This window comes from Neisseria sp. HMSC073G10, assembly GCF_001812605.1.
Taxonomy (GTDB): domain Bacteria; phylum Pseudomonadota; class Gammaproteobacteria; order Burkholderiales; family Neisseriaceae; genus Neisseria; species Neisseria subflava_A.
This window is the reverse complement of the sequence record NZ_KV809540.1, coordinates 52,675-67,774: the sequence shown is the minus strand read 5'-3', so window position 1 is coordinate 67,774 and position 15,100 is coordinate 52,675. Positions and strand designations below refer to the sequence as shown.

Below are 15,100 nucleotides of genomic sequence, written 5' to 3'. Positions count from 1 at the left end.
AGTGAGTGCGCAAAGCCATCTGAAGGCGATGTGTCTAAACCTGTTGAAGGCGGCTAACAGGCTAAGTGTGCCTGTTTGCGCCTAAAAGGCGGCCGGATGCCTGATTATCGGGTATCCAAGGGGGATTAAGGGGAGTATTTGAGTAGAATCAGTGGATATTCGAAACAAAAACAGCCGAAAACCTGTGTTTAGGTTTCGGCTGTTGGGGGAAAGGAATTTTGCAAAGGTCTCAGGCAGAACATTCTGCCTGTTTTTTGTTCAAACCCGACCGTAAAGCAGGCTTTGCCACCCCCGTCAGTCGGTGTCATCGTTATCCGATTAGATACCGCGCAACAATTCGTTTACGCTGGTTTTCGCACGGGTTTGTGCGTCCACGCGTTTGACGATAACCGCGCAGTAGAGGCTGTGGCTGCCGTCTTTGGAAGGCATGCTGCCAGATACGACAACCGAACCAACCGGTACGCGGCCTTGATAGATTTCGCCGGTCGTACGGTCAAGGATTTTGGTGGATTGACCGATGAATACGCCCATAGAAATCACGCTGCCTTCTTCGACAATCACGCCCTCAACGATTTCAGAACGCGCACCAATAAAGCAGTTGTCTTCAATAATGGTAGGGCTGGCTTGCAGAGGCTCGAGGACTCCGCCGATGCCGACACCGCCGCTCAAGTGCACGTTTTTACCGATTTGCGCGCAAGAGCCGACGGTCGCCCAAGTATCGACCATCGCACCTTCGTCAACGTATGCGCCGATGTTGACATAAGAAGGCATCAACACGACATTTTTCGCCACAAAGCTGCCGCGGCGGGCAACCGCACCCGGAACTGCGCGGAAGCCTGCGCTGCGGAATTCGTCTTCAGACCAATCGGCAAATTTAGTCGGCACTTTGTCGAAGTATTTGTTCACACCGTCGTTGAGGATTTCATTGTCCTGAATGCGGAAAGACAGCAATACGGCTTTTTTCGCCCATTCGTTGACTTTCCATTCGCCCACACCCAAACGCTCGGCAACGCGCAGTTTGCCGGAGTCGAGTTGGCGGATGGTTTCCAAAACCGCTTCACGCACTTCCGGGGTAACGGTATTCGGATTGATTTCGGCACGGTTTTCAAAAGCCGTTTCAATGATGTTTTGCAAAGACATGTTGATTCCTTCAAGAGATCAGGGCCGTCTGAAACCTATTCAGACCACCCTATTACAAATATTTAACTCGTTATTTTGCCATGTAAAAGCGATTTCGTCAGCTATTAACATGATTAGCGCCAAGCGTTACACGGCCGAATTTCGGCTAAGCCAAGATTTTCAGACGACCTGTTCGAGTGAATGGAATGACATTTATTTTCCAACCGGTTTCCCAGCCGCAATATGCAAACTGTCAATTCTGCCGACACGCCGTGCCGATAAATCAATCTTCGCCGCCAATCTTTTGCAGAAGATTTTCAGCCACCACGCCGCATTCGATATCCCGCTTTAACGGTTTCGCGTTCAAATCTTTCAAGGCCGTCTGAAAGTCGGCAAAATCCATCAACTGCGAACCGAAACGGCGCATATGTTCGGTATCCTGCTGACAGTCTATCAGCGCAACGCCCAAATCCGCCAAAAACGGGACGGCGCAGGCAAACGCAATCTTGGACGCATCGGGACGCAAGGCAAACATCGACTCGCCATAAAACACACAGCCGATTTGCACGCCGTAAAATCCGCCTGCCAACTGCATTTCGCCTTGCTCATCCGGCAGCCAACATTCAAACGAATGCGCATGCTCCTGATGGTGCAGCTTCAAATAGGCCGTCTGAAACGCAGGTTCTATCCACGTTCCGTCCTGTTCCGGACGCGGCACACTGGCGCAATGGGCAATTACTTTTTCAAAACAGCGGTTGACCGTTACCCGATACGGCTTGTGACGCAAAGTTTTGGCGAGCGAACGGCCGATATGCAGGCTTTCCGGCACAATCACGGCTCGCGGCGCAACCGCATACCAGAAAAACCAACCGTCGCGGCTAAACCACGGAAAAATCCCCTGCCCATACGCCGACAGCAGCCGCCCAGTATCCAAATCGCCGCTGACGCCGACCAAGCCGTCACATTCGGCCAAAGCGTAAGACGGGTCGGGAAAACGATAATCCCGTGGCGCAAGTAAAGGAATCCTCATCGTAAAGCCCATAAAGTTTCAGACGGCCTCAAGCTGAAAATGCCCAAGGCCGTCTGAAAAATCAACATACAAACTGCTTAACGTTTGGTTTTGGTTTGGCATTCGCCGCATACGCCGTACATATACAGCGCGTGATCGACGATGCGGTAGCCGTTTTCTTCGGCAATTTTGTCTTGCAGCGCTTCGATTTCCGGATTGTGGAATTCGGTTACTTCGCCGCATTTCACGCAGACGATGTGGTCGTGGTGATCGCCTTTGTCCAATTCGTAAACCGCTTTGCCGGTTTCAAAATGATGGCGTTGCAAAATGCCGGCCTGTTCAAACTGGGTCAACACACGGTAAATCGTCGCCACGCCGATTTCCACGCCCTCTTCCAACAGGATACGGTACACATCTTCCGCACTCAAATGCTCCTCGGCATGAGTCTCGAACAAGTCCAAAATTTTCAAACGCGGACCCGTAACTTTCAAACCGCTGTCTTTCAATTGCGCAATGTTGCTGAATTTTTCCATAATATTCAATATCCCTGTAAGGTAATAACCGTTATAATACGCACTTTCCGCCCGTTTGCCCACTATTGGGCCGTTAAAGGGCGGCAATCTGCCGCCGGTCTTACAATTGAAAATCGGCGAAAAGAAAAATTAAGAAGATGATTATCGTTTGCTTTTTAAAAATATTCAAGCGATGATAAACATCTTTCCCGAAATGACACAGAAAGGTAAGCCCGTGAATAAAGCCTTATGCCTTGCCATCGCCGCTATTTTAGGTCTGGCCTCATGCAGTGCCGAGCGCGTATCCAACTTTCCATCCTACAAACTCAAAATCATTCAAGGTAACGAGCTCAATCCCCGCGCCGTGGTTTCCCTGCGCCAAGGTATGACCCGCGACCAAGTCCAACTGCTGCTCGGTACGCCGCTCCTGCGCGACGCCTTCCATGCCGACCGCTGGGATTACACTTTCAACACCAGCCGCAACGGCATCATCAAAGAACAAAGCAACCTGACCCTGTACTTTGAAAACGACGTCCTCGCACGCGCCGAAGGCGATGCCATTCAAAAATCCATCGAAGCGGTTCAGGCCGGACAAAACGTCGTTCCGACCACCGAAACCAAGCCGCAATAAGGAAGCCTCATGAGCGCATTGAAAATCGCCATTGCTGGCGTCAACGGCCGCATGGGCCGCGTCTTGGTTGAAGCCGTCAACAACCATCCCGATGCCGTCCTCTCCGGCGCACTGGAACATTCCGGTTCGGAAGTATTGGGTTTGGATGCAGGCTTCGCCTCCGGCCTCAAAACCGGCGTTGCCATTTCAGACGACGTGGATGCCGTACTGGCTCAAAGCGATGTCCTTATCGACTTTACCCGCCCCGAGCCAACCCTGAAACACCTGCAAAAATGCGTGGAAAAAGGCGTCAACATCATCATCGGCACGACAGGTTTTGACGACGCAGGCAAAGCTGCCATCCAAGCTGCAGGCGAGAAAACAGGCGTTGTCTTCGCCGCCAACTTCAGCGTCGGCGTCAACCTGACCTTCCATATCCTCGACACCGTCGCCCGCGTGTTAAACGAAGGCTACGACATCGAAATCATCGAAGGCCACCACCGCCACAAAGTCGATGCCCCAAGCGGCACTGCGTTGCGCATGGGTGAAGTCATTGCCGACGCACTCGGCCGCGACCTCAAAGAATGCGCCGTTTACGGCCGTGAAGGCCATACCGGCCCGCGCGATCCATCCACCATCGGTTTTGCCACCGTCCGCGCAGGCGACATCGTCGGCGACCACACCGCCCTCTTCGCCACCGACGGCGAGCGCGTGGAAATCACCCACAAAGCCAGCAGCCGCATGACCTTTGCCGCCGGTGCCGTACGCGCCGCAGTTTGGGCAAACGGCAAAAAAGGGCTGTACGATATGCAAGACGTACTGGGTTTGAAAAACCGATAAACCCACATCATCAGGTTTCATACCTTACAAGGCCGTCTGAAAGCACAACGTCGATTTTCAGACGGCCTTATTAAAAAGAAAGCCCCACCATGTCCTATCAACAAATCACCATCAACGTCAACGATGCCGTCGCCGAACGCCTTGCCGACGCGCTGATGGAACACGGCGCATTGTCCGCCGCCATTGAAGATGCCTACGCCGGTACAGAAAACGAGCAGGCCATTTTCGGCGAGCCGGGCATGCCGACCGAACAAATCTGGCAACAAAGCAAAGTCATCGCCCTTTTCGGCGAAAGCGACGACGCCGCTTCCATTATCGAAGCCGCCGCGCAGGAATGCGGTTTGAACGATTTGAAATACACCGGCGAAATCCTTGAAGATCAAGACTGGGTACGCCTGACCCAAGCGCAATTCGACCCGATTCAAATTTCCGACCGCTTGTGGATTACCCCGTCTTGGCACGAAGCGCCCAACGGCAACGCCGTCAACCTGCAACTCGACCCGGGTCTTGCCTTCGGCACAGGCAGCCACCCGACCACCCGCCTCTGCCTCAAATGGCTCGACACACAGCTCAAAGGCGGCGAAAGCGTATTGGACTACGGCTGCGGCTCAGGCATTTTGGCCATTGCCGCCCTCAAACTCGGCGCAGGCTCCGCCATCGGTGTAGATATTGACGAACAAGCCATCCGCGCCAGCAAAGACAATGCCGCGCAAAACAACGTCGACGCGCAGTTCTACCTGCCGGACGGCTTGCCGCAAGGCCAGTTTGATGTCGTTGTCGCCAACATTCTGGCAAACCCGTTGCGTATGCTCGGCGAAATGCTTGCCGCGCGCACCAAACAAGGCGGCCGCATTGTTTTATCCGGCCTTTTGGACGAACAAGTCGAAGAACTCAGCGGCATTTACAGCCAATGGTTTGACATCGAGCCAGCCGAAATCGAAGAAGGCTGGGCGCGATTGAGCGGCGTCAAACGCTAAACCCGTTTTCCGATACAAAGGCCGTCTGAAATTTAATCTTTCAGACGGCCTTTTTGCACTTAAAACGCTGAATATTCCAGCAAAATCAGGTATAATTGCCTATTATTTTGACCTTTCGGAACACATCCGCCGCGCCCGTTTGACATTTCATTGCGCGCACGGAAAAATTCCTTGAAATTCAGCAAGAAAAGACCATGACTGACCAAAAACACGAAGAATACGGCGCCGACAGCATACAAGTGCTGGAAGGCTTGGAAGCGGTACGCAAACGCCCCGGTATGTATATCGGCGACACGCAGGACGGCAGCGGCCTGCACCACATGGTGTTCGAGGTGCTCGACAACGCCATTGACGAAGCGCTCGCCGGACATTGCGACAAAATCACCGTAACCATCCATGCCGACAATTCCGTCAGCGTGGCCGACAACGGGCGCGGTATGCCGACCGGCATCCACCCGAAAGAAGGACGCTCTGCCGCCGAAGTCATCATGACCGTATTGCACGCGGGCGGCAAGTTCGACAACAACAGCTACAAAATCTCCGGCGGCCTGCACGGCGTGGGCGTGTCCGTCGTCAACGCGCTGTCCGACTGGGTAACGCTGACCATCTACCGCGACGGCAAAGAACACTTCGTCCGCTTCGTACGCGGCGAAACCGAAGAGCCGTTGAAGGTTGTCGGCGATTCCGACAAAAAAGGCACAACCGTACGCTTCCTCGCCAGTAGCGAAACCTTCGGCAATGTCGAATACAGCTTCGACATCCTCGCCAAACGCATCCGCGAACTTTCGTTCCTGAACAACGGCGTGGACATTGAATTGACCGACGAACGCGACGGCAAACACGAAAGCTTCGCCCTCTCCGGCGGCGTGGCCGGCTTCGTGCAATACATGAACCGCAAAAAAACGCCGTTGCACGAAAAAATCTTCTACGCGTTCGGCGAAAAAGACGGCATGAGCGTCGAATGCGCGATGCAATGGAACGACAGCTACCAAGAAAGCGTGCAATGTTTTACCAACAACATTCCGCAACGCGATGGCGGTACGCACTTGACCGCGCTGCGCCAAGTGATGACCCGCACCATCAACAACTATATCGAAGCCAACGAAGTGGCCAAAAAAGCCAAAGTGGAAACCGCCGGCGACGATATGCGTGAAGGCCTGACCTGCGTTTTGTCCGTCAAACTGCCCGACCCGAAATTCTCATCGCAAACTAAAGACAAACTGGTTTCCAGCGAAATCGGCCCCGTTGTCAACGAAGTCATCAACCAAGCCTTGACCGACTTCCTTGAAGAAAACCCGACCGAAGCCAAAATCATCACCAGCAAAATCGTCGATGCCGCGCGCGCGCGCGAAGCCGCCCGCAAAGCACGCGAAATTACCCGCCGCAAAGGTGTGATGGACGGTTTGGGCCTGCCGGGCAAACTTGCCGACTGCCAAGAAAAAGACCCTGCCCTGTCCGAACTCTACCTCGTCGAGGGCGACTCCGCAGGCGGTTCCGCCATGCAAGGCCGCGACCGCAAATTCCAAGCGATTTTGCCGCTCAAAGGTAAAATTTTGAACGTTGAGAAAGCACGTTTTGAAAAAATGCTGGCCAGCCAAGAAGTCGCCACGCTGATTACCGCTTTGGGCGCGGGCATCGGCAAAGAAGAATTCAATGCCGAAAAACTGCGCTACCACCGCATCATCATCATGACCGATGCCGACGTGGACGGCGCGCACATCCGCACCCTGCTCCTGACCTTCTTCTACCGCCAAATGCCCGAGCTGGTCGAACGCGGCTACATCTACATCGCCCAGCCGCCTTTGTACAAAGCCAAATACGGCAAACAAGAGCGCTATCTCAAAGACGAATTGGAAAAAGACCAATGGCTGCTCGGCTTGGCCTTGGAAAAAGCCAAAATCGTTTCAGACGGCCGCACCATCGAAGGCGAAGAGCTTGCCAATACCGCCAAACAATTCCTGTTGGCCAAAACCGTTATCGAGCAAGAAAGCCGCATCATTGACGAACTCGTCCTGCACGCCATGCTGCACGCTTCGCCGGTCGACCTCAGTACAGCAGAAAGCGCAGACCGCGCCGTTGCCGAATTGAGCGGCCTCTTGGACGAAAAAGAAGTCGCACTTGAACGCATCGAAGGCCACGAAGGACACCAGTTCATCAAAATCACACGCAAGCTGCACGGCAATGTGATGGTGAGCTACCTCGAGCCTAAGTTCCTCAACAGCAAAGCCTACCAAACCCTTACCCAAACCGCCGCCGCACTCAAAGGCATGGTCGGCAAAGGGGCGAAGCTCTACAAAGGCGACAACGAGTACGACATCGACAGCTTTGAAGGCGCTTTGGACATCTTGATGAGCGTTGCCCAAAAAGGCATGTCCATCCAACGATACAAAGGCTTGGGCGAGATGAATCCGGAACAGCTTTGGGAAACCACGATGGATCCTACCGTCCGCCGCCTCCTGAAAGTCCGCATCGAAGACGCCATCGCCGCCGACGAAGTGTTCGTCACCCTCATGGGCGACGAAGTCGAACCGCGCCGTGCCTTCATCGAAAACAACGCCCTGCTGGCACAAAACATCGACGCCTAAGCATGGGGATATAAAAGGCCGTCTGAAAACCATTTTCAGACGGCCTTTTTTGTTTTTGTACTTTATTTCTTACAACTCAAATCCCAACAACTTCGCGTGTTTTAATAGAGCGTTCCAACTGATTCAGATTCGGGACAACCCAAATACCCTGTTTGAAACGCTCCAATCTGCTTCCAATTTATTCCGCTTTTCCCAAAATCATCGCATCGCCATAGCTGAAAAAGCGGTATTCCTGTTCCACCGCATGACGGTAAACGCTGCGGATATGCTCCATACCCGAAAACGCGCTGACAAGCATCAGCAAGGTTGATTTGGGCAGGTGGAAGTTGGTAATCAAGCGGTCGGCAACATTGAAGCGGTAGCCCGGCGTAATGAAAATATCGGTATCGCCGCGTCCGGCTTTCAGACGGCCTGTTTCGCGTGCGGCGGACTCCAAGGCGCGCATGGAGGTTGTACCCACTGCCCACACCTTATTGCCGCGCGCTTTGGCGGCCTCAACGGCGGCAACGGTCTCGGCCGGTACGTCAAACCACTCGCTGTGCATTTTATGTTCTTCAATTTTATCGACGCGCACGGGTTGGAATGTGCCTGCACCGACGTGCAGGGTTACTTCCGCGGTTTCTACGCCTTTGGCTTTCAGACGGCCCAATAACTCATCGGTAAAGTGCAAACCTGCCGTCGGTGCGGCCACTGCGCCTTGATACTTGGCGTACACGGTCTGATAGCGGCTGTCGTCTTCATCATCGGCCGCGCGTTCGATATAAGGCGGCAAGGGCAGATGGCCGTTTTGCTCTAAAAGTTCGTAAACGGTTTGCTCGCCTTTAAATTTCAGGCAAAACAATTCTTCCGCGCGCTCCATCATGACGGCACGGATATCGCCTTCAAAAATCAATTCTGTACCCGGTTTCGGCGATTTGGACGAGCGGATATGCGCCAATGCGGTATGCGCGTCCAATACCCGCTCAATCAGGGCTTCGATTTTGCCCCCACTGGCTTTTTGACCGAACAGGCGTGCCTTCATCACTTTGGTATTGTTAAACACCAGCACATCGCCCGGAGCGACATAATCGGGTAAATCGCCGAAATGTTTGTCTTCAATCGGCAATGTAGGCAAGGCAACCAGAAGCCTGCTACTGCCGCGCACTTCCGGAGGATGCTGAGCAATCAGTTTTTCGGGCAATTCAAAATCAAAATCGGAAATATCCATTGTCGTGCATACTTTAAAAAAACAGGCGCCATTATACGCGCAAAGTTGGTTTTCAGACGGCATGTTTTGTCGAAAAACCAATAAATTAGAATAAACGCTCTTGAAAAAATCACTTTTTAACGAAAATCAGCGTTCCTTTCTTTTTTCGCCGAAAAACGCCTTTTTTCTATCTTTTACTGGACATTTACCGACAAGTTCGGGAAAATAACCAGATTCATTTCTCAGGCTCCGCCCTGTTCCGACATTATTTAAACGCCGGATGGCAAACCTACCTTCCGACGTCTCAGGAAATCATCTAAAACCACAGCGGCGCATACCCAATATGCACTTTATGCCGCGCTAAAAAGGAAAAGCAATGGATTTGCGTAAATTAAAAAAACTGATTGATTTGGTCGAAGAATCAGGCATTGCAGAAATTGAAGTTACCGAAGGCGAAGAAAAAGTCCGCATTACGCGTACCACTGCCGCCGCAGCGCCTATTTATGCTGCTCCGGCACCTGCCGCAGCCGCTCCGGTTGCCGCCCCTGCTGCTCCGGCCGCAGCCGCTCCGGCCGCCGCCCCTGCCGCTCGCGATTTGTCCAACGCGCAAAAATCGCCTATGGTAGGTACGTTCTATCGCGCTCCCGGCCCGAACGCCGCAGCTTTCGTTGAAGTAGGTAAACAAGTAAAAGCCGGCGATACTTTGTGCATTATCGAAGCCATGAAGCTGATGAATGAAATCGAAGCCGAGAAATCCGGTGTCGTTAAAGAAATTCTGGTTGAAAACGGTACTCCGGTCGAATACGGCGAGCCGCTCTTCATCATTGAATAATCCGCTTTTTCAGACGGCCTTTATCTTCAAGGCCGTCTGAAATTCCTTTTTCTGTTCATTAAGGACAAACCATGCGTCTGATTTTGGCTATTTTCTTGCCTTGGTTGCAGTTTTTCACCATCGGCCGTCCGTTTGCAGGCATCATCTGTCTGATTCTGCAGTGTACGCTGGTTGGCTGGATACCGGCAGCCATGTGGTCGGTTTACGCTTTGAGACAATACAAAACCGACCAGAAAATCCGCAACGCATTAGGCGGCCGCTGAGGCCGTCTGAACCATCCGGAAAGATTATCATGCTGAAAAAAGTATTGATCGCCAACCGGGGCGAAATCGCCCTGCGCGTCCTGCGTGCCTGCCGTGAAATGGGCATCGCCACCGTCGCCGTCCATTCCGAAGCCGACAAAGACAGCCTGCACGTCAAACTCGCCGACGAATCCGTGTGCATCGGCCCTGCCGCATCTGCACAAAGCTACCTCAACATTCCCGCCCTCATTGCTGCTGCCGAAGTCACCGAAGCCGACGGCATCCACCCGGGCTACGGCTTCCTCGCCGAAAACGCCAACTTTGCCGAACAAGTCGAACAATCCGGCTTTGTCTTCATCGGCCCTAAAGCCGACACCATCCGTCTGATGGGCGACAAAGTATCCGCTAAACACGCCATGATCGAAGCCGGCGTGCCTTGCGTTCCCGGCTCTGAAGGCGCATTGCCGGACGACGGCGAAGAAATCCTCAAAATTGCCGATAAAGTCGGTTATCCCGTCATTATCAAAGCATCCGGCGGTGGCGGCGGTCGCGGTATGCGCGTCGTCGAGAAAAAAGAAGACCTCCTCCAGTCTGTCGAAATGACCAAAGCCGAAGCAGGCGCGGCATTCGGCAACCCGATGGTTTACATGGAACGCTATCTGCAACGTCCGCGCCACGTCGAAATCCAAGTGATTGCCGACGAACACGGCAACGCCATCTACCTCGCCGAGCGCGACTGCTCCATGCAGCGCCGCCACCAAAAAGTCATCGAGGAAGCACCGGCTCCGTTCATCACTGAAGAAGAACGCGCCAAAATCGGCAAAGCCTGTGCCGACGCTTGCAAACGCATCGGCTATCGCGGCGCAGGTACGTTTGAATTCCTGTACGAAGACGGCGAATTCTTCTTTATCGAGATGAACACACGCGTTCAGGTTGAGCATCCGGTTACCGAGCTCATCACCGGCGTAGACATCGTCCAAGAGCAATTACGCATCGCATCCGGCCTGCCTTTGCAATACAAACAGGAAGACATTCAAGTCGAAGGCCACGCGTTTGAGTGCCGTATCAACGCCGAAGACCCGTACAACTTCATTCCAAGCCCAGGTCTGATTGAAAGCTGCCACCTGCCCGGCGGCTTTGGCATCCGCGTCGACAGCCACATCTACCAAGGCTACCGCATTCCTCCTTACTACGACAGCCTGATCGGCAAAATCTGCGTCGTCGGTAAAGACCGCGACCAAGCCATGGCAAAAATGCGCGTAGCCCTTGCCGAGCTGGCGATTACCGGCATCAAAACCAATACGCCGCTGCACCGCGACTTGTTCAGCGACCCAGGCTTCCAAAAAGGTGGCGTCAGCATCCACTACTTGGAACATTGGTTGGAAGAACGCAAAGCCAAACTGGATAAATAATCCCTTGTTTTGACTAAAAATAAGGCCGTCTGAAACACAAAATAAAGTTTCAGACGGCCTTTTTTCACAATTAAATTATTTATTAAAACTAATGATATTTAATAATTGATTTATTATATCTATTCTAAATCGGTTTCATAGTTCCAATAGTTAAAACCTTTCTGTATAGTTGTTTTCATAGCTTAAGTAAAAGGAAAAACAAATGTCGATACAAGAAATTTATGAGAATCAAGAAACCGGCTACGAATATGCCTTCCGGCAAATCGTTTTATAAACCACTGACCATTTTGCAAAGGAAACCATCATGACTACCTCTAAATGCCCTGTTACCCACCTGACCATGAACAACGGCGCGCCCGTTACCGACAACCAAAACAGCCTGACCGCAGGTCCGCGCGGTCCGTTGTTGGCGCAAGACTTATGGCTGAATGAAAAACTTGCCGACTTCGTGCGCGAAGTCATCCCCGAACGCCGTATGCACGCCAAAGGTTCAGGCGCGTTCGGTACGTTTACCGTAACACACGACATCACAAAATACACCCGCGCCAAAATCTTCAGCGAAGTCGGTAAGAAAACCGAGATGTTCGCCCGTTTCACCACCGTGGCAGGCGAGCGCGGCGCAGCAGATGCGGAACGCGACATCCGTGGCTTTGCATTGAAGTTTTATACCGAAGAAGGCAACTGGGATATGGTCGGCAACAACACGCCCGTGTTCTTCCTGCGCGACCCGCGTAAATTCCCCGACCTGAACAAAGCCGTCAAACGCGACCCGCGCACCAATATGCGTTCCGCCACAAACAACTGGGACTTCTGGACGCTGCTGCCCGAAGCCCTGCACCAAGTCACCATCGTCATGAGCGACCGCGGCATCCCCGCCAGCTACCGCCATATGCACGGCTTTGGTTCGCATACTTACAGCTTCTGGAACGAAGCGGGCGAGCGTTTTTGGGTGAAATTCCATTTCCGCAGCCAGCAAGGGATTAAAAACCTGACCAACGAAGAAGCCGCAAAAATCATCGCCGACGACCGCGAAAGCCACCAGCGCGATCTGTACGAAGCCATCGAGCGCGGCGAGTTTCCAAAATGGACGATGTACATCCAAGTCATGCCTGAAGCCGATGCGGAAAAAGTGCCTTATCATCCGTTTGACTTAACCAAAGTTTGGCCGAAAAAAGACTATCCGCTGATTGAAGTGGGCGAATTTGAGTTAAACCGCAATCCCGAAAACTTCTTCGCCGATGTGGAACAATCCGCCTTCGCACCGAGCAACCTCGTTCCCGGTATCGGCGCCAGCCCCGACAAAATGCTGCAAGCGCGTTTGTTCAATTACGCTGATGCGCAGCGCTACCGCTTGGGCGTAAACTTCCGCCAAATCCCTGTCAACCGCCCACGTTGCCCTGTTCACAGCAACCAGCGCGATGGACAAGGCCGTGCCGACGGCAACTACGGCAGCCTGCCGCACTACGAACCCAACAGCTTCGGCCAATGGCAGCAACAACCCGACTTCGCCGAACCGCCTTTGAAAATCAACGGCGACGCGGCGCACTGGGACTACCGCCAAGACGATGACGACTATTTCAGCCAACCGCGCGCCTTGTTTAACCTGATGAACGACGCACAGAAACAGGCTTTGTTTAACAACACCGCCGCGGCCATGGGCGATGCGCCTGACTTCATCAAATACCGCCATATCCGCAACTGCTACCGTTGCGATCCGGCATACGGCGAAGGCGTAGCCAAAGCCCTTGGACTGACTGTCGAAGATGCCCAAGCGGCACGAGCCAACGACCCGGCTTTAGGTCAACCTGGTTTACTGTAAGGAGGCATTATGTGGATAGAAATTGAAGAACTCTTATCTCAAGCTGTCCGATACAGCCGTTCAAACAAAAAGTAACGGTTTAGATCATTAAGCAGGCCGTCTGAAATACAAAATAAAGTTTCAGACGGCCTTTTTTATGATGAAGTTTATTTGATTGCTTCAGATTCAATGGAACTGGCTGCCCTTATTTCTCAGTAAATCATGGCATGCCCCTCACCATCTCATGCTTCTACTGACAAATAAAAAACCGCACAGCTGCTTGCCGTGCGGTTTTGCTTTTTGTCTGAAGGTTTCAGACGGCCTTACATCATGCCGCCCATACCACCCATGCCGCCCATATCAGGCATAGCAGGTTTTTCTTCAGGGATTTCAGCGATCATGCAGTCTGTGGTCAGCATCAGGCCGGCGATAGATGCGGCGTGTTGCAGCGCGGAACGGGTTACTTTGGCAGGGTCGAGTACGCCCATTTCGATCATGTCGCCGTATTCGCCGGAGCCTGCGTTGTAACCGTAGTTGCCTTTACCTTCCAACACTTTGTTCACAACCACGCTAGGTTCGCCGCCTGCGTTGGCAACAATTTGACGCAGAGGAGACTCAACGGCGCGCAATACGATTTGTACGCCTGCGTCTTGGTCGGCATTGCCGGTATGCAGGTTTTCCAAAGCAGCACGGGCGCGCAACAGGGCGACACCACCGCCGGCAACCACGCCTTCTTCAACGGCTGCGCGGGTAGCGTGCAGCGCGTCTTCCACGCGGTCTTTTTTCTCTTTCATTTCGACTTCGGTAGCGGCACCGACTTTGATCACTGCCACACCGCCGGCCAATTTGGCCACGCGCTCTTGCAGTTTTTCTTTGTCGTATTCGCTGGTTGCGGTTTCAATTTGTTGGCGGATTTCAGCAACACGCGCTTCGATTTGGGCCGCATCGCCGAAACCGTCGATAATGGTGGTGTTTTCTTTACCGATTTCGATGCGTTTGGCTTGACCCAAGTCGTCCAAAGTCGCTTTTTCCAGAGACAGGCCGACTTCTTCGGAAATCACCACGCCGCCAGTCAGGATAGCGATGTCTTGCAACATGGCTTTGCGGCGGTCGCCGAAGCCAGGGGCTTTCACGGCAACGGTTTTCAGGATGCCGCGGATGTTGTTCACCACCAAAGTCGCCAAGGCTTCGCCTTCTACGTCTTCAGCGATAATCAAGAGCGGACGGCTGGCTTTGGCCACTTGTTCCAAAACAGGCAACAAGTCGCGGATGTTGCTGATTTTTTTGTCGAACAACAATACAAACGGATTGTCCAAAGCAGCGATTTGTTTTTCAGCATCGTTGATGAAGTAAGGAGACAGGTAGCCGCGGTCGAACTGCATACCTTCGACGACATCCAATTCGTTTTCCAAAGATTTGCCGTCTTCAACGGTAATCACGCCTTCTTTACCGACTTTTTCCATCGCTTCGGCGATAATCGCGCCGACTTGTTCGTCAGAGTTGGCGGAAATCGAGCCGACTTGAGCGATTTCTTTAGAAGTATCGCAAGGTTTGGCGATGTTTTTCAGCTCGTCAACCAAAGCGGCAACGGCTTTGTCGATACCGCGTTTCAGGTCGGTCGGGTTCATGCCGGCGGTCACGTATTTCATGCCTTCGGCAACGATGGATTGCGCCAATACGGTTGCAGTAGTGGTACCGTCGCCGGCTACGTCGTTGGTTTTGGACGCCACTTCTTTCACCATTTGCGCGCCCATGTTTTCGAATTTGTCTTTCAATTCGATTTCTTTTGCAACAGACACACCGTCTTTAGTGATGTGCGGGCCGCCGAAAGCGCGGTCGAGTACCACGTTGCGGCCTTTAGGGCCCAAAGTTACGCGTACGGCGTTTGCCAATACGTTGACACCGTTTACCATTTTTTGGCGAACTTCGTTACCGAACTGTACGTCTTTTGCTGCCATATTTTATCTCCAGAAAATAT

General features: G+C 52.8%; 13 protein-coding genes. 8 read left to right on the top strand and 5 right to left on the bottom strand.

The window, feature by feature from the left end:
* Positions 1 to 318 precede the first annotated feature (318 nt).
* The 3 genes from dapD to fur all read right to left on the bottom strand — a co-directional run bounded on the left by dapD (position 319) and on the right by fur (position 2,724).
* Complete coding sequence (gene dapD / locus HMPREF2865_RS11325) at positions 319 to 1,140, bottom strand: 2,3,4,5-tetrahydropyridine-2,6-dicarboxylate N-succinyltransferase (protein ID WP_070647256.1); 822 nt, start codon at positions 1,138 to 1,140, stop codon at positions 319 to 321.
* 262 nt (positions 1,141 to 1,402) lie between these two features.
* Positions 1,403 to 2,149 carry a leucyl/phenylalanyl-tRNA--protein transferase gene (gene aat / locus HMPREF2865_RS11320; protein ID WP_070647257.1) on the bottom strand — a complete coding sequence of 249 codons (747 nt, stop codon included), beginning with the start codon at positions 2,147 to 2,149 and terminating at the stop codon, positions 1,403 to 1,405.
* Between the two features lie 77 nt (positions 2,150 to 2,226).
* Positions 2,227 to 2,724, bottom strand: a complete 498-nt coding sequence (fur, locus tag HMPREF2865_RS11315) for a ferric iron uptake transcriptional regulator (protein ID WP_003682812.1) — start codon at positions 2,722 to 2,724, stop codon at positions 2,227 to 2,229.
* Between the two features lie 151 nt (positions 2,725 to 2,875).
* Here fur and HMPREF2865_RS11310 point away from each other — a divergent pair, with 151 nt between their 5' ends.
* From HMPREF2865_RS11310 to gyrB, 4 genes are all read left to right on the top strand, one after another.
* On the top strand, positions 2,876 to 3,271 hold the full coding sequence (locus tag HMPREF2865_RS11310; protein WP_003682810.1) for an outer membrane protein assembly factor BamE: 396 nt from the start codon (positions 2,876 to 2,878) through the stop codon (positions 3,269 to 3,271).
* A 9-nt stretch (positions 3,272 to 3,280) separates the two neighbouring features.
* A complete protein-coding gene (gene dapB, locus HMPREF2865_RS11305; protein ID WP_070504004.1) occupies positions 3,281 to 4,090 on the top strand; it encodes a 4-hydroxy-tetrahydrodipicolinate reductase in 810 nt (269 codons plus the stop codon).
* A gap of 89 nt (positions 4,091 to 4,179) precedes the next feature.
* Complete coding sequence (prmA, locus tag HMPREF2865_RS11300; RefSeq protein WP_003684134.1) at positions 4,180 to 5,067, top strand: 50S ribosomal protein L11 methyltransferase; 888 nt, start codon at positions 4,180 to 4,182, stop codon at positions 5,065 to 5,067.
* A 194-nt stretch (positions 5,068 to 5,261) separates the two neighbouring features.
* Complete coding sequence (gene gyrB / locus HMPREF2865_RS11295; protein ID WP_070647255.1) at positions 5,262 to 7,652, top strand: DNA topoisomerase (ATP-hydrolyzing) subunit B; 2,391 nt, start codon at positions 5,262 to 5,264, stop codon at positions 7,650 to 7,652.
* Between the two features lie 178 nt (positions 7,653 to 7,830).
* Here the strand turns inward: gyrB and queA are convergent, their stop codons facing one another.
* Complete coding sequence (queA, locus tag HMPREF2865_RS11290) at positions 7,831 to 8,859, bottom strand: tRNA preQ1(34) S-adenosylmethionine ribosyltransferase-isomerase QueA (protein ID WP_070647254.1); 1,029 nt, start codon at positions 8,857 to 8,859, stop codon at positions 7,831 to 7,833.
* Positions 8,860 to 9,214: 355 nt separating this feature from the next.
* On the opposite strand from queA, the gene accB reads away from it, so the two are divergent.
* The 4 genes from accB (at position 9,215) to katA (ending at position 13,143) form a co-directional block, all read left to right on the top strand.
* Positions 9,215 to 9,670, top strand: a complete 456-nt coding sequence (gene accB, locus HMPREF2865_RS11285; RefSeq protein ID WP_070584624.1) for an acetyl-CoA carboxylase biotin carboxyl carrier protein — start codon at positions 9,215 to 9,217, stop codon at positions 9,668 to 9,670.
* A gap of 71 nt (positions 9,671 to 9,741) precedes the next feature.
* Positions 9,742 to 9,933 (top strand): YqaE/Pmp3 family membrane protein, encoded by a 192-nt coding sequence (locus tag HMPREF2865_RS11280; RefSeq protein ID WP_070647253.1) that lies wholly within the window; start codon positions 9,742 to 9,744, stop codon positions 9,931 to 9,933.
* A gap of 29 nt (positions 9,934 to 9,962) precedes the next feature.
* Positions 9,963 to 11,324: an acetyl-CoA carboxylase biotin carboxylase subunit gene (gene accC / locus HMPREF2865_RS11275; RefSeq protein ID WP_070460540.1), complete on the top strand. Its 1,362-nt coding sequence runs from the start codon at positions 9,963 to 9,965 to the stop codon at positions 11,322 to 11,324.
* 304 nt (positions 11,325 to 11,628) lie between these two features.
* On the top strand, positions 11,629 to 13,143 hold the full coding sequence (gene katA / locus HMPREF2865_RS11270; RefSeq protein ID WP_070647252.1) for a catalase KatA: 1,515 nt from the start codon (positions 11,629 to 11,631) through the stop codon (positions 13,141 to 13,143).
* A gap of 302 nt (positions 13,144 to 13,445) precedes the next feature.
* Here the strand turns inward: katA and groL are convergent, their stop codons facing one another.
* Positions 13,446 to 15,080 (bottom strand): chaperonin GroEL, encoded by a 1,635-nt coding sequence (gene groL / locus HMPREF2865_RS11265; RefSeq protein ID WP_049322649.1) that lies wholly within the window; start codon positions 15,078 to 15,080, stop codon positions 13,446 to 13,448.
* Positions 15,081 to 15,100 lie beyond the last annotated feature (20 nt).

What these genes read in the sequence shown, in the direction of transcription:
- dapD (WP_070647256.1), bottom strand. Translation starts at nt 1,140, where the DNA reads ATGTCTTTGCAAAACATCATTGAAACGGCTTTTGAAAACCGTGCCGAA.
- aat (WP_070647257.1), bottom strand. Translation starts at nt 2,149, where the DNA reads ATGAGGATTCCTTTACTTGCGCCACGGGATTATCGTTTTCCCGACCCG.
- dapB (WP_070504004.1), top strand. Translation starts at nt 3,281, where the DNA reads ATGAGCGCATTGAAAATCGCCATTGCTGGCGTCAACGGCCGCATGGGC.
- prmA (WP_003684134.1), top strand. Translation starts at nt 4,180, where the DNA reads ATGTCCTATCAACAAATCACCATCAACGTCAACGATGCCGTCGCCGAA.
- gyrB (WP_070647255.1), top strand. Translation starts at nt 5,262, where the DNA reads ATGACTGACCAAAAACACGAAGAATACGGCGCCGACAGCATACAAGTG.
- queA (WP_070647254.1), bottom strand. Translation starts at nt 8,859, where the DNA reads ATGGATATTTCCGATTTTGATTTTGAATTGCCCGAAAAACTGATTGCT.
- accB (WP_070584624.1), top strand. Translation starts at nt 9,215, where the DNA reads ATGGATTTGCGTAAATTAAAAAAACTGATTGATTTGGTCGAAGAATCA.
- HMPREF2865_RS11280 (WP_070647253.1), top strand. Translation starts at nt 9,742, where the DNA reads ATGCGTCTGATTTTGGCTATTTTCTTGCCTTGGTTGCAGTTTTTCACC.
- accC (WP_070460540.1), top strand. Translation starts at nt 9,963, where the DNA reads ATGCTGAAAAAAGTATTGATCGCCAACCGGGGCGAAATCGCCCTGCGC.
- katA (WP_070647252.1), top strand. Translation starts at nt 11,629, where the DNA reads ATGACTACCTCTAAATGCCCTGTTACCCACCTGACCATGAACAACGGC.
- groL (WP_049322649.1), bottom strand. Translation starts at nt 15,080, where the DNA reads ATGGCAGCAAAAGACGTACAGTTCGGTAACGAAGTTCGCCAAAAAATG.